This window comes from Wenyingzhuangia fucanilytica, from assembly GCF_001697185.1.
Classification (GTDB): Bacteria; Bacteroidota; Bacteroidia; order Flavobacteriales; family Flavobacteriaceae; genus Wenyingzhuangia; species Wenyingzhuangia fucanilytica.
Genome location: NZ_CP014224.1, coordinates 327,426 through 352,200 on the forward strand (window position 1 = coordinate 327,426; position 24,775 = coordinate 352,200).

Genomic DNA, 24,775 nt, shown 5'->3' on the forward strand with positions numbered 1-24,775 from the left:
TTATGAAATATTTTGAGGTGTATTGAATCCTGCTACCATTGCTAAAAGCTTTAATGAAGGAATAGATTCTATATGTTCTTTTAATTGTTCGTCTTCTTCTTTGGAGTTGGTTTCTGTAACAATGATTAATAAATCTTTGTTTTTAGAAGGGATGACTTCGCAAGATTCAATGGCATTGATGGCATTGGCTAATTCTTGTTTTTTGCCTGAGTGCGGATGTGCAAGATAGCTATTGATAGGCATTGTGTTTGTTTTTACAATTGTTTATGTATTCTCAAAACTATGACAATGGCCTATAGATTTATATGATAAATGTCATTGGAAAAAAGAAATATTTAAATTATTTTATACTGGAGGTTAGATATGGTTTTAATTAAGTTAAGTTTATTTGTTATTGTTTTGAGATAAATGAAAAAAGCCCGAGCAAATTGCTCGAGCTTTTAGTTTTTGATAGTGTAGAGATAGTTATTTGGTGTATTTTTTTAGCCAATCTTGTTCGGTAAGGGCTTTGAATTTTTTGGTGCCATCATATGGGTCTTTTCCACCTTTAAAATATGCTTTAATTTTGTGTAATGGAACGGTGTCTTTCATTAAAGTAGCAGCTTCTGCTTGATGGTTTCCATGAAAATCATGACATTGTAAACATGTAGACCACATACCTTTTTTAAATAACTCTGAGTGAGGGGTATCAATTGGGTCGTCTTTAATTTTAGTGTCGCTATGGCAGTTAATACAGTAGTTTCCTTGAGCTAAACTTATTCTAATGCCGTTGTGTTCGTTATGGCAAGTAGTGCAGTTGGTAGCATCAATTTTTTGAATTGATTTTTTGTATTTAGGTTCTAAAAACCTATGGGTAGGGTGTCTGTCATTATCTCTGTCATGACACGAAAGGCATTTTTTAGTGTCTACAGGTAGTGATCCAAATTCTACCATTTTTTTTCTGAGTCCTATTGCGTGCTCAGTGTTAGATTGGATTTGTTGTATCCAATTTCCTCTAGCATCGGCATGGCAAGTGTTACAAGAAAAATCTTCGTGACCTGTATTCATTGGGCCAATACTTAAATATTCCTCGGCAGGTTTTATAAATAATAATGATGAAATGGCGATAATAGCAATCACAAGACCTATTAGTGTTCCGTAAAACTGTCTTTTTCTTAGTGGGTTAATTTTAAACATAATTTAGGCTATTTCAATCGTTACGCTTTCGCTGTTAGGATAGGTAATACAGGTTAGAACTTCACCATTATTAACTTGTTCATCGCTTAGTAAATGTCCTTTGCTCATGTTGGTTTCTCCATCAATGCATTTGCCTTTACAGGTGCTACACATTCCTGATCTACAAGAATAAGGGAGAGGTATGTTTTTGCTCATTGCTTGTTGTAAGATGGTTTTGTTTCCAGGAACCTCAAGTTGATATGTTTCTTTTTTATAGAGAATTGTCACACTGCTAATAAGGTTTTTTCTATCAATTTTAATAGCAGGAGCCTTAAAAGCTTCGAGCATGATTTGATTTCTTGTAACTCCTTGCTTTTTTAAAATTTGAACGGTATTTTCCATAAAACCAGCAGGGCCACACATCATGTATTTGTGATTTGTAAACGTTAGGTTATGTTTTTTAAAAATAGTGGTTAGTAATTCTTCGGTTAAAAAACCAGTGTGGTATTTTGGGTTTGTATTTTCACTTAGAATGTGTTCTATAGAGAGTTGTTTGGGATTCTCTTTAGCTAATTTTTCTAACTCATCATAAAAAATAATATTTTCTTTATTCTGATTTGCATAAATCATTAATATCTTGGATTTGGGCTCTTTTACTATTACAGATTTAGCTATAGAATAGATAGGGGTAATTCCACTACCAGCACCAAATAATATATATTGAGTTTGGTGATTCTTATTTGGGGTGATGTTGAAGCTTCCCATGGCAACATCAATTTTGATTTTATCACCAATTTTTAGGACATTGTTAATGTAGTTGGATACGTATCCACCTTTTACTTTTTTAACCGTAATCCTAAGGTCTTTTTCCACATCAGGACTACTGCTAAAAGAGTAGGCTCTTTTTACAGTGTCTTTACCTATTTTAAAATCGAACAGGATAAATTGACCAGGTAAATATTTAATTTTTCTGAAAAAATTACCATTTTTAAAGCATACTGTTACTGCTTCAGGTGTTTCTTGAATAATGTCTGTTACTTTTAATATCATGGTTTAAGTTGCTGCTGTTATTTATAATAGAATACAGTGCCAATATGTAGAAATAAAATGGCGGTAATAAGCATAGATAAGCTTACATGTACTATCATCCACCCTTTAAAAATCCATTCTTTTTGAGATTTTATAACGTCAAGATTAATCGTTCCTAAGAGCATGTTTGCAAAAAACACATAACTTAATAAAGCTAAGTAACCATAGCCGTAGCTAGTTGTGTGAATGTAGAAAAGTATCGGGCTAAAAGCTCCAATCCACTTGTGTATTTCAGTAAGTTTTATTGAATGTTTTTTTAGCTTAGGAATAATTCTTGTAAAAGTTAAAAACCATTGAAATGTTATGAATAAAGCTAATGCTAGTCCACTCCATCTCTTGTACATTTCTTGAGATTGTAGTTGCTCTAAAGATGTTATTTTAAAACCTAGTATATCCTGTAGTATGTAGCTACAGAATAATACTAGACCTATAATGGTGATCGCTTTTTGATTTTTCAAGGCTTTATTTTATTTCATTAATGATGACATGGTAGCGTAAGCTGATAATTTTCTAACACTATCAATAAATACTTCTGGTGCTGGTAGATATTTTCCGCTTGATGGCCATTTGTCGCCAACTTCTGGTTTGTCACTTTCTTTAAAGTTTTTAATTTCTTCTAGGTAGTCGTTGTATACAGCGGTAGTACCATCTCTATAAGCTTTTAATACATTCATGGCTTCGGTATAGCTTAAAGAGTCTGCAGGATATTGCCATGTGGTAGCACCCATAACATCGCCTAATTTCCAATCTGTTTTGGTAGTTTTTTCATGATTATTATGGCAACTTACGCAGGCAGGTGCTCCAGCAACATCAGCAAACATGGCGGTGTAAAGCTTAGATTCTTCATCGTAAAAATGTTTTGGTTCTCTAGTTTCTTTGATTTCTTTAAATAATTCTGCTTGTTTACCAACCAATTGATTAGATGCGCTAATAGGAAAGTCAGAACTTAAATAAAGACCTAAAGGAACGTCTCCTTTGCGAATATCGTTAGCAATTCCTCTTAGGAATAATGCAGGTAATGGACCTGCTTCTACTTTTTCGTCTTGCCAAGCTTCGTCAAATTTAAATCCTTGTTTTTTACCTCCTCCTACAATAGCTTTTGTATAGAGAGTTCTAGTAACCTCATTTTCGTGAGCTACCATGGTTAAAACCTCTGCAACAGAAAAAGCTTTTTTGTCGGTAGATGCTGATGTTGTTTCTTCTGGAACCCCTCCGCAAGAAACAATGAATACAGGAATAAATAAAAGTAGTTTTTTAAAGTTTAGTTTAGTTATGTTCATGTTGATTATTTTATAGTTGTTGATTGTTTTAGGTTATTTTAGTAGGCAGCTTCTATCATAACTGAAGCCATTACTCCGTATACGTCTACCCATGCTTGTTTAACTTCAGGAGTAAAATCATCTCCTAGACCTACGGCTAAAGTTCCTATTAGAGCTGTTCCAACGGTATCATAATGAGATTTTTCAACACGATAAGCTACGTGTCTTTTTCCTAGGTCTTGTAATACAGGAATTAAGGCTTCAATATTTGATAATCCAGCTACTGCGGCAGATAACATAGTCATTAGTTTGTTTCCTTGCTCTTTCATTTTGTCGTTGTCGGCAGCAGGAAATAAGGGTTTTAATTTAGGGTCTAATTCAAATAGTTTTGAGTAAAATATTTCTGCTGCGGTAGCAGCAATGGGTTTTACAGCTTCAAAAGATGTTTGTACTAGTTCAATTGTTTTTGCAGGGATGATTTCTTTTTTCTCTACAACTACTTCTGTTTTCTTTTTTCCGAATAGATTTGATAAAAAACTCATTGTTTACTTTGTTTTATATGTTGGTTGCTTAGTTTTGTTACGTAAAAATACTGTTGTTTAGTTTTGCTTGTAATGACTTGTGTCATCTTGTAAGGTGCTTTATGTCAGTTTTTTAAAGTGTGTTTTTGTGTTTGTAAATGAAAAAAGCCCGAGCAAATTGCTCGAGCCTTTAACACTGAATAATTAAGGAATAATTACAGAATATTTTATAGGAATTTAGGCTTGATAGTTAACATGATCCAAGCCCAGTTTTGAGTGTCTTTTGCAGGGGCATTGGCTGCTGGATTTGGAAAGTCATCACTTTCAAAAAACTGAGAGTATCCTGCTGCAATTGAATATCCGTTGAATTTTTTAGCGACAACTAAATCTACTTCAGAACCTAAGTTGTTTTTAGTCATAGATTGTTCTTTAAAGTAATGTCCAATTAATGTTGTAGATATTCCTTTGATGATTTTAGTGGATGCTTTAGCGCTAATATCAATTAATCCATTTCCTCCAGCATGGTTTCCAACGTAGAATCTATCCATAAGACCGTTAAATGCGTGGTTGGTTCCGTATAAAGGAAAGAATCCTTGGCTAGTAGCTGATTTTTTACCAGAAATAATTTCTCCTCCTACACCTACAGAAGTAATTTTTGTAAGGTTTATGTTGGCGTTTAAACTAGCAAGGTAAGCCATGTCAACTTCAACATCTCCTGCTCTAAGTCCATCTTGAATGTATCCGTTACCGCTTAAGCTAATAGGTCCTAATTTGGTGTCAAAGTGAACCCCAGCAGTGGTTAGGTTAGATTTGCTAGCTGTATTGTTTTGAAAATTATTGTTTAAAATTAAAGCGCTAATGTTAGTCGCTCCGAATTTTTTATTAGCATGGATAAAAGCCATTTCTCTGTAAGAAAATAATAAGGCAGTGTCGTATATATTATCACCCATAGTGTTTAGTGAATAACCAGCATCTATAGAGTATCCACCTTTGTTGTATTTTAAAACACCAACATCGTGTGTTCTTGCTTGTTGAGCCCAACCAAGACCTCCTAAAATTCTTTGATCATCATAAGATAAAGGTTGACGTCCTATTTTTACACTTAATGCTTCGTTGATTTTTAAATCAGCCCAAGCTTCTTGTATACGAAAATTTCCGTTACCAGCTGCTGAGATTTGTGGACGGTCTCCAAGTGTAAAAACCTCTTGTAGTCCAATATAAGTAGTGTAGCTAGCCGTTGTGTATGTTGCGTTTATTGCTGCTCTAACAGTTGTTTCTACATATCCTGGAGTACCAACTCTACCAGATGTATTTCCTGCAGGGGCTGCTGCAGCGGGTTGGTATCTGTAGTTAAATCCATCTATCCATTCTGTACGTGGTCTAAATTCTCCACTTAATGAAAAAGTTGGTTTTTCTTCTTGTGCATTTGCGATAGCTGTAAAGGCAAATACTGTTGCTAATAAAGATTTTTTAAAATTCATTGTATAATAATTTAGTTGTTTCTTTTTATGAGTTGTAATATTAATGATCTTTAATTTTTTCTTAAATGATGATTATCATGTTTTTAGTGTTCTAAAAAATCGATCAAATGTTTTCTGTATTTGTAATAGTCGTTATGTTCTAAGATAGCTTTTCTTGTTCTAGGTCTTTCAAAATCAATAGAAAGTACATCACCAATTTTTGCTTTAGGACCGCTAGTCATCATTACAACACGATCGGCTAAAAAGATAGCTTCATCTACATCATGAGTAATCATAACTGCTGTAATTTTTTCTTTATTCCAAACATCAATTAGTACGTCTTGTAGCTGACCTCTAGTTAAAGAGTCTAACATTCCAAAAGGTTCGTCTAATAAAAGCACTTTTGGTTTGATGGCAAAAGCTCTAGCAATACCAACTCTTTGTTGTTCTCCTTGAGATATTTCGGAAGCTCTTTTGTTAAAAGAACTTTCCATTCCTACTTTGTGTAAATAGTATTTACAGATGTCTTCTTTTTGTTTTTTTGTAGCGTGAGGATATACTTTTTTTACTCCTAACATTACGTTTTCCATAGTGGTTAGCCATGGCATTAAACTAGGTGCTTGAAAAATAACACCTCTGTCTGGTCCTGGTCCTTTAATGCTGCTTCCAAGAACTGAAATTTTACCTCCTGAAATTTCGTTTAATCCTGCAATCATAGATAACATCGTTGTTTTTCCGCATCCTGAGTGACCAATAATTGTAATGAATTCTTCTTTTTTGATTTGTAGATTTAAATCTTCTAGAACAACATAGTCTCCTTTAGGTGTAGGGTATACTTTTTTTAAGTCTACCAAATCTAACATCACCTCGTTAGATGGGAATTTCTCTATTTTTGGATTGTGTATTAATTGATTCATTGCGTTGTGGTTTATTAATTAGTATCCCATCTAAAGTCCTTAGGTTGGATGTCTGGAAGTTCGTAACTAGTGTTGCTTTTAGCAGCTTGTTGTTCTCCTAGATCCATTAAATATTCAATGATTTCGATTCGAGTTTTTTTGTAATCCTCGTTGTCGTTTAGAGCGGTTTTGTCTCTAGGTCTTTCAATATTTATTTTAAATTCAGGTCCAAGAGTAGCTTTAGGTCCAGGTTTTAACGGAATAATTCTGTCGGCCATATACATGGCTTCGTCAACATCATTGGTGATTAATAAGGCGGTTCGTTTATTAATCTCCCAAATTTTAAGAATTTCATCTTGTAGATTTCCGCGAGTTAAAGCATCTAAAGCCCCTAAAGGTTCGTCCATAATAATCATTTCAGGACTCATAGATAGGGCTCTGGCTACAGAAACACGTTGTCTCATTCCTCCAGATAATTCTTTTGGGTATTTGTTTGAGGCGTGAGTTAAACCAACCATTTCAATATGTTCTTTTACACGTACATCTTTTTCTTGTTTAGATGCTTTAGGAAATGCTTCTTGAATAGCCATATCAATATTTTGATACACGGTTAACCAAGGTAAAAGAGAGTAGTTTTGAAAAATAACTCCTCTTTCGTGGCTTGTGTCTTCTACAGGTTTTCCTTTAAAAATTACTTCACCTTCAGTAGGTTTTAATAATCCGTTAATTAAATTAACTAAGGTTGTTTTTCCACTACCCGAAAAACCTACAATGGCAACAAACTCTCCTTCCTCAATACTTAAATTGATGTTGTTAAGAATTTCTCCTTTATCTTCCTTAGCAGGGTTGTATGTTTTGTATATGTTTTTAAGTTCTAATATAGCCATGATATTTAGTTTTAAGGTTTCTTAAATGGTTTCCTTTTCAAAAGAAACTAAGTTTTGAATAAATAACATGATTCTGTCTAGTGCAAATCCAATAAAACCAATAACAAACATGGCTACAATGATTTTTGAATTAGAATCCATGGCTCCATTTTGAAACTCTTCCCATACAAAAGAACCTAGTCCAGGAGATTGAGCAAGTAACTCTATGGCAATTAATACCATCCACGCTACAGATAAGGTAATACGTAAACCTGTAAAAATTAAAGGTAAAGATGCTGGTAAGATTACTTTAAATATTTTTTGAAGCGGTCTTAGTCTTAATACTTTAGCTACGTTGATATAGTCTGTGTTTACAGAGGCTACTCCCATGGCAGTGTTTACCAAAGTTGCCCACATAGAACAAAGTCCTACAGAAATAAATGATATAATAAAAGAACTGTCGCTATCTGAATTTTTGGTTAAGGTTTTTACAATCATAAAAACTAGTAATAACCATACTACAGGTGAAACGGGTTTGAAAATTTGTATGATCCAGTTGATAGATCCTCTTAAAGTTTCGCTTAATCCTAGAACAATACCAATAGGAACGGCAATAAATAAGGCTAATAAAAAACCAGCAAAAACAGTTTTTAAACTCGTTTTTATTTGATCAACAAAAGAAGGTCTTCCTGTGTAGGTAATGGCTTTTTTTCCTTGAGCTACACGTTTTTTGTTCATCTCAAAAGTTTTCTCAGCAAAGGCTTCTTTATCGGCAGATATTTGTCTGTGGTCTTCTAGTAAAGTTTGATATGCATCGTATACTTGAGTAGGAGATGGTAATGTATTAGGTTGGCAGTTTGAATCGCCAGACTCCATACATGCTTTTAATTTAGCGGCTTCTTCTTCTCCTTGGTTTCTTGTAGCTGCTTCAATTTTAAATTCAGCTTCTTTGTTGTATAAAGATCTAGATCCTAATTGCCAAAGTCCGATAAAAATGAATATAGAAGCAATAGGTGCAACTATTTTTCTCATTACTGCTTTGGTGTTTTTTTTAGGTTCTTCTTTGCATATTAAACGTATTAGTGGTTCTAAAAAACCAAGTCCAATAAATTTAATTCCTTTGATGATTGAATCTTTCATGGTGTATTATTTTTCCTTAATGCTTCCTTAAATTGTTCAGTAGAGTAAACCGGGGAATAAATCCCCGATTTTTTTATTCTTTATAAATGGGTTAGTCTTTGTTTCCTATTTTAAAAGAATTGATGTATCCAATAGGGTCTTTACCATCGTATTTGTTACCATCAATAAAGTCTGTGGTTACTGGTTTGTATCCGTCTGTTTCTGGGATGTCGCTAGCAGGGATTTTTCCTTCTTTTACCAATAGTTTAGCTGCTTTTTTCCAAATATCAGGGCGGTATATATCTTTTGCTTTTTCTGCATACCATTCAACTGGTTTTGCTTCTGGAATTTGTCCCCATCTTCTCATTTGAGTTAAAAACCAAACTGCATCAGAATAGAATGGGTAGGTTGCATTGTAACGGTAGAAAACATTAAAGTCTGGCATTTCACGTTTATCACCTTTTTCAAATTCAAAAGTTCCTGTCATTGAGTTGGCTAAAACGGCTTCGTCTGCTCCTACGTATTGAGGCATAGATAATATTTTAACTGCTTCTGCTCTGTTACCTGGAGCATCTAACCATTGTCCAGCTCTAATTAAGGCTTTGGTTACTGCAACGGCTGTGTTAGGGTTTTCTTCAACAAATTTTTTGGTCATTACAAATACTTTTTCCGGGTTGTTTTTCCAGATGTCGTAGTTGGTTGTTACAGGTACTCCAATTCCTTTAGCAACAGCTTGTTGGTTCCATGGTTCACCTACACAGTATCCGTAAATAGTACCTGCTTCTAAAGTGGCTGGCATTTGTGGCGGAGGTGTTACTGATAGTAATACTTCTGCATCAATTTGTCCTTGTATATTGTCTGCAGAATACATACCTGGGTTGATTCCTGCTGCAGCTAACCAATATCTAATTTCGTAGTTGTGTGTAGATACTGGAAAAACCATTCCCATTTTAAAAGGTTTTCCTTCGTTTTTGTATTGAGTAATAACAGGTTTTAATGCGTCAGCACTAATTGGGTGAACAGGTTTTCCATCTCCGTCTTTTTTAACATGTGGTTTCATTCCTTCCCAAACTTTATTAGAAACAGTAATCCCGTTTCCGTTTAAGTCCATTGAGAATGGAGTTACTAAAGCGGCTTGTCTACCAAATCCTGCACCTGCTGCAATAGGTTGTCCTGCTAACATGTGTGATCCATCTAATTGACCATCAATAACACGATCTAAAATGTTTTTCCAGTTAGATTGTGCTTCTACAGAAACAAATAATCCTTCATCTTCAAAGAATCCTTTTTCTTTTGCAATAGCCAAAGGAGCCATGTCTGTTAATTTAATAAAACCAAATGTTAATTGTGGTTTTTCAATTTCTAGTGATGTGCTAGCTTGTTCAACACTAGTTGTGGTTTTTGTTTCCTTTTTTTTCTTGTCCCCACATGATGCTAACAATAATGCTGCTGCAATCAAAGTAGAAGCTTTAAAGAATTTAATTTTCATATTAATTGATTTAAGTTAATTACGTATTGATACTTAGTTTAGCAAAGATATGTACGTAGTTTGTTTGCATTGACCTTTTAAGCGCATGTTAGTCTAAGTTTTTAGGCATAAAAAAAACTGCACATAGGCAGTTTTTAAGGTTATTGTACGTAATTACGTAGTTTTAACTATCTAAGAAGAAATTGTGTTCAGAGATTTCTTTCTTTAGTTTAGCTACATCTAATATTTTTATCAATTTAGATTTGGTGTATATTAAGTCTTCTTTTTTTAGGGCTGATAAAATACGTATTACTTGTTCGTCTGTTGTTCCTGCATAGTCTGCTAATTCTTTTCTTGATAGTTCTATACCTATTGATCCGTTTTGCTCTCCAAACTTTCTATATAAGTAAAGTAACATATCAATTACTTTTTCTCTAACAGTCATTTGAGACATGGTTTTTACTTTGGTTTCACTACGGTTTAGTTCCTCTGCGTAAAAATGCATGAAATCAAAAGTAACTTTTGGTTCAGATAATAAGATGTCTTTAAGTAAAGCTGTAGAAAAATTACAAAGTACGGTATCTTCTAAAGCAGTTGCTCCAATCTTATATGTTTCTCCCATACCAAAACCACGGTGTCCTATTACTTCACCATCTTTAGATAGTCTAAGTATTTGTTCTTTTCCGTTGTACCCGGTTTTTATCACTTTTACTTTACCACTATATATAAAGTATAGACCATTTACTGGAGCACCTTCCATGATGAATTGCCTAGACTTTTTACACTGAATAGTGTGTTTTTGTTCGGTAATTTCAGGGTTTAGGTTATGAATATGACCTAGGTTTTTTTTGATTAAGCACGTCTCGTTAGTGCAGTTTGTACAGCTGTAATTCATATTTCTACGTATTTATACGACAAATTTACTGATTTATTTTGTTAATCTAAGTATTACTACGTATATTTGCATCGTAGTACAAAGTAAAACAAACTTATTTATATATGAAAACAATTTTAGTAATAGGTAACGGAATGGTAGGTTATAAGTTTTGTGAAAAGCTTATGGCTAAGACTGAAGGTAGTGGTTATAAGGTAATTGTTTTTGGTGAAGAGCCAAGACCAGCTTATGACAGAGTACATTTAAGTGAGTATTTTGCAGATCAAGATGCTGAGCGATTGAGTATGGCTCCAAGATCTTGGTATGAGGAAAATAACATTGAATTAATTACTAATGAACGTGTAACCGACATTCATAGAGCGAGTAAAACTATCACGACTATTAGTGATAAGGAGTATACGTATGATTATTTAGTGTTAGCAACTGGATCATCTGCATTTGTTCCTCCAATTCCAGGAGTAGAGAAAAAAGGTGTTTTTGTTTACAGAACTATAGAAGACTTAGATGCTACTATGTCTTATGTAGAAGAAATTAAAAAGAATAAACCAGACGGAAAGGCTGCAATATTAGGTGGAGGGCTTTTAGGATTAGAAGCAGGAAAAGCTATTATTGATATGGGACTTGAAACTTCTGTTGTAGAGTTTGCTCCTAGATTAATGCCAAGACAGTTAGATAATGATGCAAGTAAGGTTTTGCAAAGAAAGCTAGAAGATATAGGTCTTGATATTCTTTTAAATAAAGGAACTCAAAATATAGAAGGTGCTGATGCAATTACTGGAATGAGATTTTCAGAAGATGAGGTGTTGCCAGTAGATATGTTGTTGGTTTCAGCAGGTATTCGTCCAAGAGATGAGTTAGCTAAAACATGTGGATTAGATGTAGGAACTCGTGGAGGTATTGTAGTGTCAAATGACATGAGAACTTCTGATGAAAATGTATTTGCTATTGGAGAATGTGCATTGTTAAATCATATGATTTATGGTTTGGTTGCTCCAGGTTATGATATGGCAGGTGTTGCTGTTGATAATATTTTAGGAGGAGATGCATTAATGCCAACTTCTATTGATATGTCTACTAAGTTAAAGTTAAGTGGTATTGATGTAGCTAGTTTTGGTGATGCTTTAAATGAAGCTAAAGAAAGTGAATCAATAGTATATGAAAATAAATTCCAAGGAATTTATAAGAAAATAAATGTTTCTAAAGATGGTAAGGCATTGTTGGGAGGTATCTTGGTTGGAGATGCATCTGATTACAATATGTTGCACCAAATCTTTTTGAATGGAATGAAGATTCCTGAGAATCCAGAAGATTTAATTTTAGGAGCGAGAGGTGGTGAAGAAGCATCATTTGGTTCTGCATTAGATTTACCAGATTCAGCTGTAGTTTGTTCTTGTGAGGCTGTAACAAAAGGTCAAATCTGTTGCAAGGTAGATGAAGGAATGACTACTTTAAAAGAAGTTGCAGGAGCAACTAAAGCAACAACAGGTTGTGGAGGTTGTAAACCAATGGTGACTGATTTAATTAATGAGTCTTTAAAAGCTCAAGGAGTTACTGTTAAAGAAACTGTTTGTGAGCATTTTGATTACTCTCGTCAAGAGTTGTATGAGATTGTTAAAATCAAAGGAATTAAAACTTTTGAAGAGTTGTTAACGTCTCATGGTAAAGGAAAATTAGGTTGTGAAACTTGTAAGCCAGTGGCAGCATCTTTATTTGCAAGTATTTATGCAGATACAGGAAATGATCATAACGTAATTCAAGATTCTAACGATAAATTCTTAGCAAACATTCAACGTAATGGTACATATTCTGTAGTGCCAAGAGTTGCAGGAGGTGAAATTACACCAGAGCAATTAATCGTTTTAGGGCAAATAGGTAAGAAGTACGATTTATATACTAAGATTACAGGTGGTGCTCGTATTGACTTTTTTGGAGCTGAATTACATGAATTACCATTAATCTGGAAAGATTTGATTGATGCAGGTTTTGAGTCTGGTCATGCTTATGGAAAGTCGTTACGTACAGTAAAATCTTGTGTAGGTTCTACATGGTGTCGTTACGGTATGGATGAGTCTGTTTCTTTTGCTATTGAAATTGAAAATAGATATAAAGGATTAAGATCTCCTCATAAAATTAAAGGTGGAGTTTCAGGATGTATTCGTGAATGTGCAGAAGCTAGAGGAAAAGATTTTGGAATTATTGCTGTAGAAGGTGGGTGGAATCTTTATATCGGTGGAAACGGAGGAGCTACTCCAAGACATGCTGAGTTGTTAGCAGAAAAAATTACTAACGAAGAAGTGATTAAATATACTGACCGTTTCTTAATGTATTATATTAAAACTGCAGGGCCTTTAGTTAGAACGGCAGCTTGGTTAGATAAAATAGAAGGTGGTATTGAGCATGTAAAAGATGTAGTGATTAATGATTCTTTAGGATTATGTGAAGAGTTAGATAAAGATATGGCTGGGTTGGTTGATGCTTACAAGTGTGAGTGGAAAGAGGCTATAGAGAATATTGATGAACAAAACAATCGTTTTGCTCACTTTATAAACTCAGAAGAAAGTGATGAGAACATTGAGTTTGTATCTCTTAGAGATCAAAAAATGCCAAAACTTTGGTCTTAATTTCCTAACCTTAAAAATTTAAAAAGATGAATTCAATTTTAGAACAATATAAATCAGTACCTGAATCAGAAGTTAAAGAATGGTTCAAAGCAGCTCCGGTAAGTAAATTTCCTGAAAATGGAGGAGCTTGTGTTAAAGTAAATGATAAACAAATAGCTGTATTTAATTTTACAGCAGAGGGTAAGTGGTATGCCTCTCAAAACGTATGTCCACATAAAATGGAAATGGTGCTTTCTAGAGGTATGATTGGTGAAGACTGTGGTACTCCAAAGATTGCCTGTCCATTGCATAAAAAAACTTTTTCTCTTGAAACAGGAGAAAACTTAAACGGAGAAGATTATTCAATTGCTGTTTTTCCAGTAAAAGTTGAAGATGGATTCGTTTATATCGGTACTCGTTAATAAAAAATACTTTTTATTAATAAGTTTGTTTTATACTCAACTAAGCTCGATGGAAACATCGAGCTTTTTTTTGAGTAAAAGATTATGTTGGTTTGTGCATTTTTCTTTGGAGCAACATAAAATGTTCTGGTATTAAATTTCTTTTAGCTTCGGTGTAAACCGAAATGTACAAGTAAGCATTGTTGCTTTTTGCCTTTTGAATTAGGTCATAGTACTGGTCGTGGTTTAGTTTTTCCATGGATGAAGAGTTTTGAGTTTGGTACTAGGGGGTAAAAACTAAAATCGTTATGTATTTTTGAATTTAGGTGTCTTGCTTAATTGTTGAGTTAAGTAAAATTCTAAAGACTTTCCTTCTAAAGTTACTTTAAAAAAATGTTTTTTCCTACTCTTTAAGTAGGAATTGTATATTTGTATCCATGTTATCAAAGAAAACAAAATACGGAATTAAGGCTTTGACTTATTTGGCTAAGCGAAAAGAGAATTGTCCTGTGCAAATTTCTGAGATAGCTGGTCATGAAAACATCTCTATTAAATTTTTAGAAAGAATATTATTGGAGCTTAGAAAAGCTGGGGTTTTAGATTCTAAAAAAGGTAAAGGAGGGGGGTATTTTTTAGCTCGTTTACCTAAGGATATTCCTATGACGGATATTATTCGTACTTTAGAAGGACCTATTGCAATGGTGCCTTGTGTTTCGCTTAATTTTTATAAAAAATGTGATGATTGTAAAAGCGAAGAAGTTTGTGCGGTTAATAAGTTAATGATTCAAGTAAGAGATAGCTCATTGCAAGTGTTTAGAAATACATCATTACAGGATTTAATTAATTACTAATTTATGGCGTTTATCAAAGTGTTTTCGGGTAGTCTTGTTGAGGTTCAATATGTAAGACAAATATTGCAGGATCAAGGAATTGAGCCAATTGTTAGAGATACTACTTCTTCTGCAGCAATTTCTGGTTTCGGAGCTTTAACGCCTAATTTTCAAGAACTTTTTGTTCATTCTGATCAAGAAATAAAAGTTAAAGAGATCATTTCTTCAATAAAATAATCATTCATTTTTTTGCTATAAAACTTTGTTTTCCTATAGTGGAATCTATTATCCTACTAAGTTTGTAGATTTTTAAGTTTTTTGTTGTGAGCATGTAATAAAAACTTTACCTTTGCGACCTACTTGTTGTTATTTTCCTACTTAACAAGTGGGGTAATAAGTAAAATGAATAAAAGAAAATGGTAACAGAAAAAGTTTTTAATAGTGAAGGAGATAGCAGTTATGCTAAATCAGTGTCTTCTGAAAAACCAATTCGTAGCGTTGTAAAAGCTGTAAGTTGGAGGGTGATTGGTAGTTTAGATACCTTAATCATTTCTTGGGTTGCTACACAAGATATAAAAACAGCAACATCAATTGCATCTATAGATCTTTTCACAAAAATGATTTTATACTTTTTTCATGAACGCGTGTGGAACGCAATAAAATGGGGTAAATAATGAGTAAGCGATTTACAGATCAAGAAATAGAAAAATTCAATATTGAATTAGAAGGAAAAACACCAGAGGAAATTGTGGCATGGGCTATTATTCATGCTAAAAAACCTGTAGTAACTACAAACTTTAGACCTTATGAAGGAGCAATTCTTCATGCTGTTACTAGTGTTAAACCAGGTATTGATGTTATTTGGTGTGATACAGGATATAATACGCGTAACACATATGTTCATGCAGAAGAATTAATTAAGTTATTAGACTTAAATATTGATTTGTATGTACCAAAACAAACTTCTTCTCATAGAGATGCAGTGATGGGAATTCCTCAAATAGATGACCCTATGCATAAGGTGTTTACAGAGCAAGTAAAATTAGAGCCTTTTAAAAGAGCGATGGCTGCTCATCAACCAGATGTGTGGTTTACAAACTTAAGAAAAGGACAAACTGCTTTTAGAGATTCTATTAGTGTAGTTTCTCAAGGAGAAGACGGAATTTTAAAAGTAAGTCCATTTTACAATTATTCTGATGAGCAATTAGATGCTTATTTAGAAGAAAATAAGATTCCTAACGAACATAAATACTTTGATCCTACAAAAGTGTTGGGGAACAGAGAGTGTGGATTACATGCTTAAATTTAGTGCTGAGTACTGAGTACAAAGTATTAAGTTTTGAAGAATAAACAAAAATATGGAACGTAGACACTAAGTACTTTGTACTTAATACTGACTACTAGATACTAAATAAAGAAATGAACGAATTAAGAGTAAATACATTAGAAAGTGAAGCGATATACATTTTAAGAGAAGTCGCTGCACAATTTGAAAAACCAGTATTGCTATTCTCTGGAGGAAAGGATTCTATTACTTTGGTAAGATTGGCTCAAAAAGCATTTTGGCCAGCTAAAATTCCCTTCCCATTTTTACACGTAGATACAGGTCATAACTTTCCTGAAACTATTGAGTTTAGAGATCGTTTGGCAAAAGAATTAGGAATCGATTTAATTGTACGTAACGTACAAGACAATATTGATTCTGGTAAAGTGGTTGAAGAAACTGGAAAATACGCATCTCGTAACATGTTACAAACAGAAACATTGTTAGATGCTATTGAAGAGTTTGGTTTTGATGCTTGTATAGGTGGAGCGCGTAGAGATGAAGAAAAAGCAAGAGCTAAGGAACGTATTTTTTCTGTTCGTTCTGATTTTGGTGAATGGGATGAGAAAAACCAAAGACCAGAGTTGTTTGATTTGTTAAACGGTAAAATAGAATTAGGACAAAACGTAAGATGTTTTCCTATTTCTAACTGGACAGAATTAGATGTATGGTCTTATATAGAAAGAGAAGAAATTGAAATTCCATCAATCTATTTTGCTCATAAACGTAAAGTATTCTTAAGAGACGGAATGATTTGGTCTGCAGAAGATGATGTAGTATTCCGTGCAGAAGACGAAGAAGTAAAAGAAATGATGGTTCGTTTTAGAACTGTAGGAGATATGAGCTGTACTGCAGCTGTTTTATCTGATGCTGTTTCTATTTCTAAAGTAGTTCAAGAAATTAGAGATTCTTCTATTTCAGAACGTGGTGCTCGTATTGATGACAAACGTTCGGAGGCTGCCATGGAAAAACGTAAGCAACAAGGGTATTTTTAAAAGTACTAGGATATTGGTCGTTGGTATTTGGAGAAAATATTGATGATTTATGTAATTAAAATAGATTAAAAAATTAGGTGATTGTTTTGGATAGTCCAACTACTAAATACAAATTACCAACTACTATAAAGAAAATATGGAAGTTTTAAAAATAGCAACAGCAGGAAGTGTAGATGATGGAAAAAGTACGTTAATAGGACGTATTTTATATGATACACGTTCTTTAACAGACGATAAACTAGAAGCAATAGAGCGTACTAGTAAGCAAAAAGGATTTGATTATTTAGATTTTTCTTTAGCTACAGATGGTTTGGTTGCAGAAAGAGAACAAGGAATTACAATTGATGTAGCTCATATTTACTTTTCAACAGCAAAGAAAAGTTACATTATTGCAGATACTCCAGGACACGTAGAATATACTCGTAACATGGTTACAGGAGCTTCTACATCACAAGCAGCTATTATTTTGGTAGATGCTCGTAATGGAGTGATAGAACAAACTTACCGTCACTTTTTTATCAATAACTTGTTAAAAGTAAAAGATATTATTGTGGCTGTTAATAAGATGGATTTGGTTGATTTTGCTCAAGATAAATTCGAAGTCATCAAAGCAGAAATTACTGCATTGGCAAAAAGAGCAGGTTCTACTCAAAATATTACATTTATTCCTGTATCAGCATTACAGGGGGATAATGTTGTAGATAGATCAAAAAATACACCTTGGTATACAGGAACTACTTTATTAGAACACTTTGAAGCTTTAGAAGCTCAAGATATCTATGAAGAGTCTGTAGCTCGTTTACCAGTACAAACAGTTATTCGTCCTAAAAAAGATGAATTCCATGATTTTAGAGGGTATGCAGGAAAATTATACGGAGGTAGTTTAGTTGTTGGTGATGAAGTAACTGTGTTGCCATCAAAAACAGCGTCTAAAGTAAAAGATATTTACTTTTTTGATAAAACATATAGTGTTGCAGAAAGAGGAACTTCTATCAACGTAACATTAGAAAATGATATCAATATTTCTCGTGGAGATATTATTGTAAAATCATCTGAATTACCAAGAGAAACTAAAGCTTTAAACGCTAAAATTTGTTGGATGGATGCTACAAATTTAGTGGTAGGTAAAAAATACTTTTTACAACAAGGAGCTAATGTTATCGCGGCAAAAGTATCAGCAATTGATTCTGTTATTGCAACAGATTTTTCAGGAGAATCTCCAGCTACAGAATTAAAAATTAACGAGATTGGAAATGTTTCTTTTAAACTAGCCAAAACGTTGTTTTATGATACGTATGCAGAAAATAAAACCACAGGATCTTTTATTTTAATAGATCCTCAAACAAATAATACATCAGGAGCTGGATTTATTCAGTAAAAATATAGTTTGTAAAGTTTCAAGTTATCAAGTTCTGAAAGTAAAGAGCCTTTTAACTTTCAACTTTTAAACCTTAAAACTCATTAAGATATGCAAAGTTTTAGATCAGAAATAGAAAACCCTATTGTTCAACAAGATATTATTGAATTAGGAAACAAAATTCAACAATTTTACGATGGTAAGGTTGATGAGGATAAATTTAGAAGTTTACGTTTGGCACGTGGAATTTACGGTCAACGTCAATTTGGAGTGCAAATGATTCGTATCAAATTACCATACGGAAAAGTAACTTCTGATCAATTATTGCGTATTTGTGACGTGTCTGAAGAATATTCAAGAGGTCGTTTACACATTACAACTCGTCAAGATATCCAAATTCACTACGTAAGTTTAGATAGAACTCCAGAATTATGGGCAGATTTAGAAAAGAGTGATATCACTATCCGTGAGGCTTGTGGTAACGCAGTACGTAATGTAACTGCATCACCAGATGCGGGAATCAATCCAGAGGAGCCGTTTGATGTTTCTCCATATGCGCATGCAATTTTTAAGTTCTTTTTACGTAACCCAATTTGTCAAGAATTAGGACGTAAATTTAAAGTTTCTTTCTCTTCTGCTGATGATGATTCGGCTTTGTCTTATATGCATGATATAGGATTTATCGCTAAGATTAAAGTAGTAGACGGGAAGCCTGTATACGGATTTAAAGTAATGTTAGCTGGTGGGTTAGGTTCTCAACCTCGTTTGGCAGATGTTGCGTTTGATTTCTTAGAAGCAGATAAAATTATTCCTTATATGGAATCTATTTTACGTGTGTTTGATAGATATGGTGAACGTTCTAAAAGAGCAAAAGCACGTTTAAAATTCTTAGTAAAAGACTTAGGTTTTGAAGCTTTTAACGAATTGGTTGCTAAAGAGCAAAAAGCATTGGCATTCCAATCTGTAGAAATTGATACAACTGGTTTTGATAACAATCCTGATTTATCTGGAATTGTTGCGCCAGAAGTTACGATTGATGATGTAGAAGCTTATGAAGCTTGGAAAGCAAATAATGTATTTGCTCAAAAGCAAGAAGGATCTTACGCTATTGGAATTAAAGTAAATATTGGTGATTTCTATTTGCCAGAAGCAAGAGCTTTGGCAGCTTTAATTAAAGAATACGCAGCAGATGAATTAAGATTTACTTTGCGTCAAAACATATTAGTTCGTCACGTACGTGAAGACTTATTGCCATTCTTTTACACAAAATTAAAAGCATTAGGATTTACAGATTTAGGATACGAATCTATTGTTGATATTACTGCTTGTCCTGGTACAGATACTTGTAACCTAGGTATTGCATCTTCTACTGGAGCTGCAGTAAAATTAGGAGAGGTATTAAGAGCAGAATATCCTGAGTTTGCTAATGATTCTGATTTGGTAATTAAAATTTCTGGATGTATGAATGCTTGTGGACAACACAACTTGTGTAACATTGGTTTCCAAGGAATGTCTATCAAGTCAGGAAAATACGTAGCTCCAGCTTTACAAATTTTGTTAGGTGGTGGTACTTTAGGAAATGGAGAAGCTAGAATTGCAGATAAAGTAATTAAGATTCCATCAAAAAGAGGACCTGAAGCTTTACGTTTGATTTTAAACGATTATATAGAAAACTCTGGTGGTGCTGATTTTATTGAGTACTACGATGAAAAAGGAGGTCAAAAATATTTCTACGATTTCTTAAAGCCATTGTCTGATGCTACCAACTTAGAAGATTCTGATTTTATTGATTGGGGGTCTGAAGAAAAGTACGAAACAGCAGTAGGAGTTGGAGAATGTGCAGGGGTTGTAATTGATTTAATTGCGACTTTATTGTACGACTCTAAAGATAAGTTAGGAAAAGCAAAAGAAACTTTAGCAGCAGGTAAATTAAACGATGCTATTTATTTTGCATACAGTTCAATTGTACACACAGCAAAAGCGATTTTAACTGCAGAAGGAGTTAAAACAAATACTCATAATAAAATCATTTCTGATTTTAACGAGATTTTTGTTCAAGGAGGTAAAATTGATTTAGGAACTGATTTTGAATCATTCATTTATCAAATCAACCAAAATGAGCAATCAGAATCTTTTGCAAAATCTTACATTGAAGATGCAGAAAAGTTCTACAATTTAATTGATGCTTATAGAGCAGCAGAATTGGCAGAGTAAACAAAATAAGAATTTAAGTAGTTAAGAAGTTAGAGTTTGCTTTGGCAAACAGGAGTTAAGAAGGACTAAATATAATGGCTTTTTAATTTCTAAAATAGCGAAGCTATTTGCTAACTCCTTAACTCCTTAACTACCTAAAAAGGATGAGTAAAGGAAAATTAACATTAGTAGGAGCGGGACCTGGAGATCCAGAGTTAATTACGCTAAAAGGTGTGAGAGCTCTAAAAGAAGCTGATGTTGTGTTGTATGATGCCTTGGCAAATGAGGAATTGTTGCAGTATGCAGAAAAAGCAGAAAAAATCTTTGTGGGTAAACGAAGAGGAATGCACAAATTCATTCAGGAAAAAATTCAAGAGTTAATTGTAGAACATGCTTCTCAAGGTAAACAGGTAGTACGTTTAAAAGGTGGAGATCCATTTATTTTTGGACGTGGAGCCGAAGAATTAAAATACGTACTAGAAAAAGGTATTGATTTTGAAATTGTATCAGGAGTAACTTCTGCAATTGCAGCACCTGCTAGTTATGGAATTTCATTAACTCAAAGAGGAGTAAACGAAAGTTTTAGAGTAATTACAGGAACTACTTCGGATTTGGAATTGAGTAATGATATAGAAGCAGCAGCAAAATCTAACGTAACCATTGTTGTTTTAATGGGGATGAGTAAGTTAGAAAAAATTGTAAATGCTTTTATCAAACAAGGAAAAACAGATATTCCTGTAGCGATTATCGAAAATGGAACAAAGGATATTGAACGTTTGGCCATTGGAAATATCAGCAATATTTTAGAAATCATCAATCAAAAGGGATTAACAAATCCATCAATGATTGTGATTGGAGAAACAGTAAAACAAAGTGAAGTATTGTATCAATACTTATTAAAGAAAAAAGGACAAACATTATAATGGAAAAGAATCAATTATATCCTGTTTTTTTAAAAGTTACAGCCTTAGAAACATTAATTGTTGGTGGGGGAAATGTGGCTTTAGAAAAACTATCTTTTCTTTTAAAATCTAGCCCTGACGCTAAGGTAACCATGATTTCTCCTTTTTTTAGAGAAGAAACCATTGCTAAGGCTAATGAAGGTAAGGTAAAAATGGTTGTTGGTAATTACGATAGCAGTTTGTTAGAAGGAAAACACATTGTAATAGCAACTACCGATGTACCTAGTGTAAACATGCAGGTTTATAATGATTGTAAAGCACGTGCTATTTTGGTAAACTTGGCAGACAATCCTCCGTATTGTGATTTTTATATGGGAGGTATTGTAACCAAAGGAAATGTAAAAATTGGAATTTCTACCAATGGAAAATCTCCTACCATGGCAAAACGTTTACGTCAGTTTTTTGAATCTGTATTGCCTGAAAATATTGATGATTTGGCTGAGTATTTAAATAAATATAGAGATACTATTAAAGGAGACTTTGAAGAAAAAGTCGAAAGAATGAACGAATTCACTAAAGGTTTAGTAGAAGACGTTAAAAAGAAGATAAATAAATAAAAAGTAATGGTTGATTGGGAAATTATTCCGATTTTTGCAACCGTTATTTAAAACGAAAATAAATAAAAAACTGAGATAATGATTAAAACAGATATCTTAATCATCGGAGCAGGACCAGTAGGTATGTTTGCGGTATTTGAAGCGGGATTGTTAAAATTACACTGTCACTTAATTGATGCATTGCCACAACCAGGAGGACAATGTTCTGAAATCTATCCTAAAAAACCTATTTATGATATTCCAGCTTACCCTGAAGTATTAGCAGGAGATTTGATTGATAATTTAGCAGAGCAAATTAAACCTTTTGAACCTGGATATACTTTAGGTGAAAGAGCTCAAACTATTGAGAAATTAGAAGACGGAACTTTTAAAGTTGTTACAAATAAAGGAACAGAGCACTATGCACCAACTGTATTTATTGCTGGTGGATTAGGATCTTTTGAGCCACGTAAACCACCTATTAAAGAGTTAGTAGACTTTGAAGATAAAGGAGTGGAGTACATTATTCGTGATCCAGAATTATACCGTGACAAGCGTGTGGTAATTTCAGGAGGTGGAGATTCTGCTTTAGACTGGTCTATTTTCTTATCTGATGTAGCTAGTGAAGTTTCTTTAGTACACCGTAGAAATGAATTTAGAGGAGCTTTAGATTCTGTAGAAAAAGTAGCTGAATTATCTAAATCAGGAAAAATTAATTTGATTACTGATGCTGAGGTAAAAGGAATTAATGGTGATGGAAAAGTAGAATCAGTAATGATTAAGCACAAAACTGATGGTGAAATCATTAAGGAATGTGATCACTTTATTCCATTATTTGGATTGTCTCCAAAATTAGGACCTATTGCTGATTGGGGATTAGAGATTGAGAAAAATGCGATTGTTGTAAACAACGCTTTAGATTACTCTACAAACATTCCTGGTATTTTTGCTATTGGAGATGTGAATACATATCCTGGTAAATTAAAATTAATCCTTTGTGGTTTCCACGAGGCTACTATTGCTGTACAATTTGCATATAACATTATCAACCCTGGTAAACGTTATGTAATGAAATATACTACAGTAAATGGAGTTGAAGGATTTGATGGAGAAAAGAAAGAAGCTAAAAAAGCAGTGGTAAAAAGCATGTAATTTTAGTTTTACTATAAAATTAAAAAGCCCTCAAGAGCAAATGCTTTTGAGGGCTTTTTATATATCATTTTTACGATTATTGTTTGGCCATTTCCATAATCAATTCTGTTTCATCTAAATGGAATAGTATTTTATCATCTTGTTGTTTTACGATAATCCCCATAATAGAATATCTGTTTTGCTCACTTCCAATTTTAATGTGTTGAGTATTACTTTCAAAAATCCAATTAGAGTTGTTAGATTTTTCTGTAAAAACCTTAAACATCTCCGTGTTAAAACTGGTAGTAATATTAAATTTTCCGCTGTCGTTAAAATTAAAAGTAGCATTTTTAAATCCATCAGATAAAGCTTGAAACTGAAGGTCGTTAGGGCTGTTTACAATTTTATTTACTTTCCAAGTTCCAGAAATATCATCTTTGCTTAACTCTTGTCCGTAACAGGTAATTCCTGTAATAAATAAACATAAAATAAGTAATGTTTTTTTCATAGCTAAATATTTTTACTAAGTTGATTTTGATGTGATTAGTAATTGTGTGAGAATAATTCTTCCTATAAGATATTTTAAATTTAATAAAAAAAGATTCTTTATTACTTGTTAAATCTTGAAATCATCTTTTCTATCATAATATTTTTAATAATTAATCTTTAGGTTGTATCTTTGCACCTCAATTTTAACAACATAGTTAATTAAAATTCAGTACAATGTCTGACATTACCATTAAAATTAAAGATAGAGAAGGAGTAGTTCATGAGTTACAAGCCCCAACAGATATGGCTATGAACATTATGGAACTTTGTAAGGCTTATGAGTTACCAGTAGAGGGAACTTGTGGTGGAATGGCAATGTGTGCTTCTTGTCAATGCTATGTTTTATCGGATCATGAATTGCCAGAAATGGGAGATGCAGAAGAGGATATGTTAGATCAAGCTTTTTATGTTGAAGACAATTCTCGTTTAGGATGTCAATTACCTATTACTGAAGATTTAGATGGATTGGAAATTGAATTGGCTCCAGAGAGCGAAGTATAGTTAGAAGAAACTTATAAAGTTTAAAGATAAAGTTATTTAAAAGCTCAAAACCATTTGGTTTTGAGCTTTTTTAGTATTTAACACCTGCTAAAATTTTAGCATTTATATGATTGTTTTTAGGAGGAATAGGGCAAATGTAATTTTTGTTGTAAGCACAATAAGGATTATAAGCTTTGTTAAAATCTAAAGTTATATAGCCTGTATATTCATCAGGAATAGTTGTGTCTATATACCTTCCTCCAGCATAAGTAGTATCTCTGTTTGTTAAATCAGTAAAGGGAATAAACAAATAGTTTTCATACCCTTTTTTCTTTTTTAAGGCTAAGTTTTGATAAATACTTAGTTGATGTTCTTTTCCATCAATGTTAAAAGTAGCCAAGGCATATTGCTGATAAGCTTCTGATCCTCCTTTGGTATTTTGAATATAAAGTATAGGAGTGTTAAAGGTAAATTTTAGTTTGGCTTTAACTTTGTATTTTTCATCAACAGAAAAAAATGGAAGGCCTGTAAATGTTTTTATTTTTTTTGAAGGGAGCGGACTCTCCTTTTTGTCTTTAAAATGATTGTTTAACTCCGTTCTGTGCAAACTTATTTCTGTTTGATAATCTTTGTCTTGAGCAATACAAAAAGTGCTTAGAGATAATAAAATGATAAGTATTTTGTACATG

Annotated in this window: 28 protein-coding genes; 13 read left to right on the plus strand and 15 right to left on the minus strand. The window is 33.2% G+C overall.

The window, feature by feature from the left end; all coding sequences use genetic code 11:
* The 12 genes from AXE80_RS01425 to AXE80_RS01480 all read right to left on the minus strand — a co-directional run bounded on the left by AXE80_RS01425 (window position 1) and on the right by AXE80_RS01480 (window position 10,593).
* The gene (locus AXE80_RS01425; protein WP_068824139.1) at window positions 1-243 is read right to left on the minus strand and encodes a chaperone NapD; all 243 of its coding nucleotides are present in this window, start codon (window positions 241-243) and stop codon (window positions 1-3) included.
* A 222-nt stretch (window positions 244-465) separates the two neighbouring features.
* Window positions 466-1,176 carry a cytochrome c3 family protein gene (locus AXE80_RS01430; RefSeq protein WP_068824140.1) on the minus strand — a complete coding sequence of 237 codons (711 nt, stop codon included), beginning with the start codon at window positions 1,174-1,176 and terminating at the stop codon, window positions 466-468.
* Between the two features lie 3 nt (window positions 1,177-1,179).
* Window positions 1,180-2,205 carry a ferredoxin--NADP reductase gene (locus AXE80_RS01435; RefSeq protein ID WP_068824141.1) on the minus strand — a complete coding sequence of 342 codons (1,026 nt, stop codon included), beginning with the start codon at window positions 2,203-2,205 and terminating at the stop codon, window positions 1,180-1,182.
* A 17-nt stretch (window positions 2,206-2,222) separates the two neighbouring features.
* Entirely contained in the window at window positions 2,223-2,702 is a 480-nt protein-coding gene (locus AXE80_RS01440; RefSeq protein WP_068824142.1) for a hypothetical protein, read from the minus strand.
* Window positions 2,703-2,711: 9 nt separating this feature from the next.
* Window positions 2,712-3,524, minus strand: coding sequence for a c-type heme family protein (locus tag AXE80_RS01445; protein ID WP_068824143.1), 813 nt, complete (start codon window positions 3,522-3,524; stop codon window positions 2,712-2,714).
* 38 nt (window positions 3,525-3,562) lie between these two features.
* Window positions 3,563-4,045, minus strand: coding sequence for a globin family protein (locus tag AXE80_RS01450; RefSeq protein WP_083194441.1), 483 nt, complete (start codon window positions 4,043-4,045; stop codon window positions 3,563-3,565).
* Between the two features lie 206 nt (window positions 4,046-4,251).
* Window positions 4,252-5,505, minus strand: coding sequence for an alginate export family protein (locus AXE80_RS01455; RefSeq protein WP_068824144.1), 1,254 nt, complete (start codon window positions 5,503-5,505; stop codon window positions 4,252-4,254).
* Window positions 5,506-5,588: 83 nt separating this feature from the next.
* Entirely contained in the window at window positions 5,589-6,401 is an 813-nt protein-coding gene (locus AXE80_RS01460; protein WP_068824145.1) for an ABC transporter ATP-binding protein, read from the minus strand.
* Window positions 6,402-6,415: 14 nt separating this feature from the next.
* Entirely contained in the window at window positions 6,416-7,267 is an 852-nt protein-coding gene (locus AXE80_RS01465) for an ABC transporter ATP-binding protein (RefSeq protein ID WP_206208131.1), read from the minus strand.
* 21 nt (window positions 7,268-7,288) lie between these two features.
* Window positions 7,289-8,386 carry an ABC transporter permease gene (locus AXE80_RS01470; RefSeq protein WP_068824147.1) on the minus strand — a complete coding sequence of 366 codons (1,098 nt, stop codon included), beginning with the start codon at window positions 8,384-8,386 and terminating at the stop codon, window positions 7,289-7,291.
* 91 nt (window positions 8,387-8,477) lie between these two features.
* Window positions 8,478-9,854, minus strand: coding sequence for a CmpA/NrtA family ABC transporter substrate-binding protein (locus tag AXE80_RS01475; RefSeq protein ID WP_068824148.1), 1,377 nt, complete (start codon window positions 9,852-9,854; stop codon window positions 8,478-8,480).
* Between the two features lie 163 nt (window positions 9,855-10,017).
* Window positions 10,018-10,593 carry a Crp/Fnr family transcriptional regulator gene (locus AXE80_RS01480; protein ID WP_237340620.1) on the minus strand — a complete coding sequence of 192 codons (576 nt, stop codon included), beginning with the start codon at window positions 10,591-10,593 and terminating at the stop codon, window positions 10,018-10,020.
* A gap of 239 nt (window positions 10,594-10,832) precedes the next feature.
* Here AXE80_RS01480 and nirB point away from each other — a divergent pair, with 239 nt between their 5' ends.
* Together nirB and nirD are read left to right on the plus strand one after the other, a co-directional pair.
* Window positions 10,833-13,349: a nitrite reductase large subunit NirB gene (gene nirB / locus AXE80_RS01485; RefSeq protein WP_068824150.1), complete on the plus strand. Its 2,517-nt coding sequence runs from the start codon at window positions 10,833-10,835 to the stop codon at window positions 13,347-13,349.
* Window positions 13,350-13,375: 26 nt separating this feature from the next.
* Window positions 13,376-13,750, plus strand: a complete 375-nt coding sequence (gene nirD, locus AXE80_RS01490) for a nitrite reductase small subunit NirD (RefSeq protein ID WP_068824151.1) — start codon at window positions 13,376-13,378, stop codon at window positions 13,748-13,750.
* A gap of 82 nt (window positions 13,751-13,832) precedes the next feature.
* On the opposite strand, the gene AXE80_RS14325 is transcribed toward nirD, so the two are convergent.
* Window positions 13,833-13,988, minus strand: a complete 156-nt coding sequence (locus AXE80_RS14325) for a hypothetical protein (protein ID WP_157359318.1) — start codon at window positions 13,986-13,988, stop codon at window positions 13,833-13,835.
* Between the two features lie 178 nt (window positions 13,989-14,166).
* Between AXE80_RS14325 and AXE80_RS01495 the strand changes: the two genes are divergently transcribed.
* From AXE80_RS01495 to AXE80_RS01540, 10 genes are all read left to right on the plus strand, one after another.
* Window positions 14,167-14,580 (plus strand): RrF2 family transcriptional regulator, encoded by a 414-nt coding sequence (locus tag AXE80_RS01495; protein WP_068824152.1) that lies wholly within the window; start codon window positions 14,167-14,169, stop codon window positions 14,578-14,580.
* A 3-nt stretch (window positions 14,581-14,583) separates the two neighbouring features.
* Window positions 14,584-14,796: a putative signal transducing protein gene (locus AXE80_RS01500; RefSeq protein WP_068824153.1), complete on the plus strand. Its 213-nt coding sequence runs from the start codon at window positions 14,584-14,586 to the stop codon at window positions 14,794-14,796.
* A 179-nt stretch (window positions 14,797-14,975) separates the two neighbouring features.
* Window positions 14,976-15,233 (plus strand): DUF2061 domain-containing protein, encoded by a 258-nt coding sequence (locus AXE80_RS01505; RefSeq protein WP_068824154.1) that lies wholly within the window; start codon window positions 14,976-14,978, stop codon window positions 15,231-15,233.
* Window positions 15,233-15,862, plus strand: a complete 630-nt coding sequence (locus tag AXE80_RS01510; RefSeq protein WP_068824155.1) for a phosphoadenosine phosphosulfate reductase domain-containing protein — start codon at window positions 15,233-15,235, stop codon at window positions 15,860-15,862. Before AXE80_RS01505 ends, AXE80_RS01510 begins: the two co-directional genes overlap by 1 nt.
* A 116-nt stretch (window positions 15,863-15,978) precedes the next feature.
* Window positions 15,979-16,878, plus strand: a complete 900-nt coding sequence (gene cysD / locus AXE80_RS01515; RefSeq protein ID WP_068824156.1) for a sulfate adenylyltransferase subunit CysD — start codon at window positions 15,979-15,981, stop codon at window positions 16,876-16,878.
* Window positions 16,879-17,014: 136 nt separating this feature from the next.
* The gene (locus tag AXE80_RS01520) at window positions 17,015-18,256 is read left to right on the plus strand and encodes a sulfate adenylyltransferase subunit 1 (protein ID WP_068824157.1); all 1,242 of its coding nucleotides are present in this window, start codon (window positions 17,015-17,017) and stop codon (window positions 18,254-18,256) included.
* 90 nt (window positions 18,257-18,346) lie between these two features.
* On the plus strand, window positions 18,347-20,449 hold the full coding sequence (locus AXE80_RS01525; RefSeq protein WP_068824158.1) for a HEPN domain-containing protein: 2,103 nt from the start codon (window positions 18,347-18,349) through the stop codon (window positions 20,447-20,449).
* A gap of 143 nt (window positions 20,450-20,592) precedes the next feature.
* Window positions 20,593-21,351, plus strand: coding sequence for a uroporphyrinogen-III C-methyltransferase (gene cobA, locus AXE80_RS01530; RefSeq protein WP_068824159.1), 759 nt, complete (start codon window positions 20,593-20,595; stop codon window positions 21,349-21,351).
* On the plus strand, window positions 21,351-21,947 hold the full coding sequence (locus tag AXE80_RS01535; RefSeq protein WP_068824160.1) for a precorrin-2 dehydrogenase/sirohydrochlorin ferrochelatase family protein: 597 nt from the start codon (window positions 21,351-21,353) through the stop codon (window positions 21,945-21,947). The genes cobA and AXE80_RS01535 overlap by 1 nt, the downstream gene beginning before the upstream one ends.
* A gap of 78 nt (window positions 21,948-22,025) precedes the next feature.
* A complete protein-coding gene (locus tag AXE80_RS01540; RefSeq protein ID WP_068824161.1) occupies window positions 22,026-23,078 on the plus strand; it encodes an NAD(P)/FAD-dependent oxidoreductase in 1,053 nt (350 codons plus the stop codon).
* A gap of 76 nt (window positions 23,079-23,154) precedes the next feature.
* On the opposite strand, the gene AXE80_RS01545 is transcribed toward AXE80_RS01540, so the two are convergent.
* Window positions 23,155-23,565, minus strand: coding sequence for a lipocalin family protein (locus AXE80_RS01545; protein ID WP_068824162.1), 411 nt, complete (start codon window positions 23,563-23,565; stop codon window positions 23,155-23,157).
* Between the two features lie 215 nt (window positions 23,566-23,780).
* Between AXE80_RS01545 and AXE80_RS01550 the strand changes: the two genes are divergently transcribed.
* The gene (locus tag AXE80_RS01550) at window positions 23,781-24,107 is read left to right on the plus strand and encodes a 2Fe-2S iron-sulfur cluster-binding protein (RefSeq protein ID WP_068824163.1); all 327 of its coding nucleotides are present in this window, start codon (window positions 23,781-23,783) and stop codon (window positions 24,105-24,107) included.
* A 70-nt stretch (window positions 24,108-24,177) separates the two neighbouring features.
* On the opposite strand, the gene AXE80_RS01555 is transcribed toward AXE80_RS01550, so the two are convergent.
* On the minus strand, window positions 24,178-24,774 hold the full coding sequence (locus AXE80_RS01555; RefSeq protein ID WP_083194444.1) for a DUF1684 domain-containing protein: 597 nt from the start codon (window positions 24,772-24,774) through the stop codon (window positions 24,178-24,180).
* Window position 24,775: the final 1 nt, after the last annotated feature.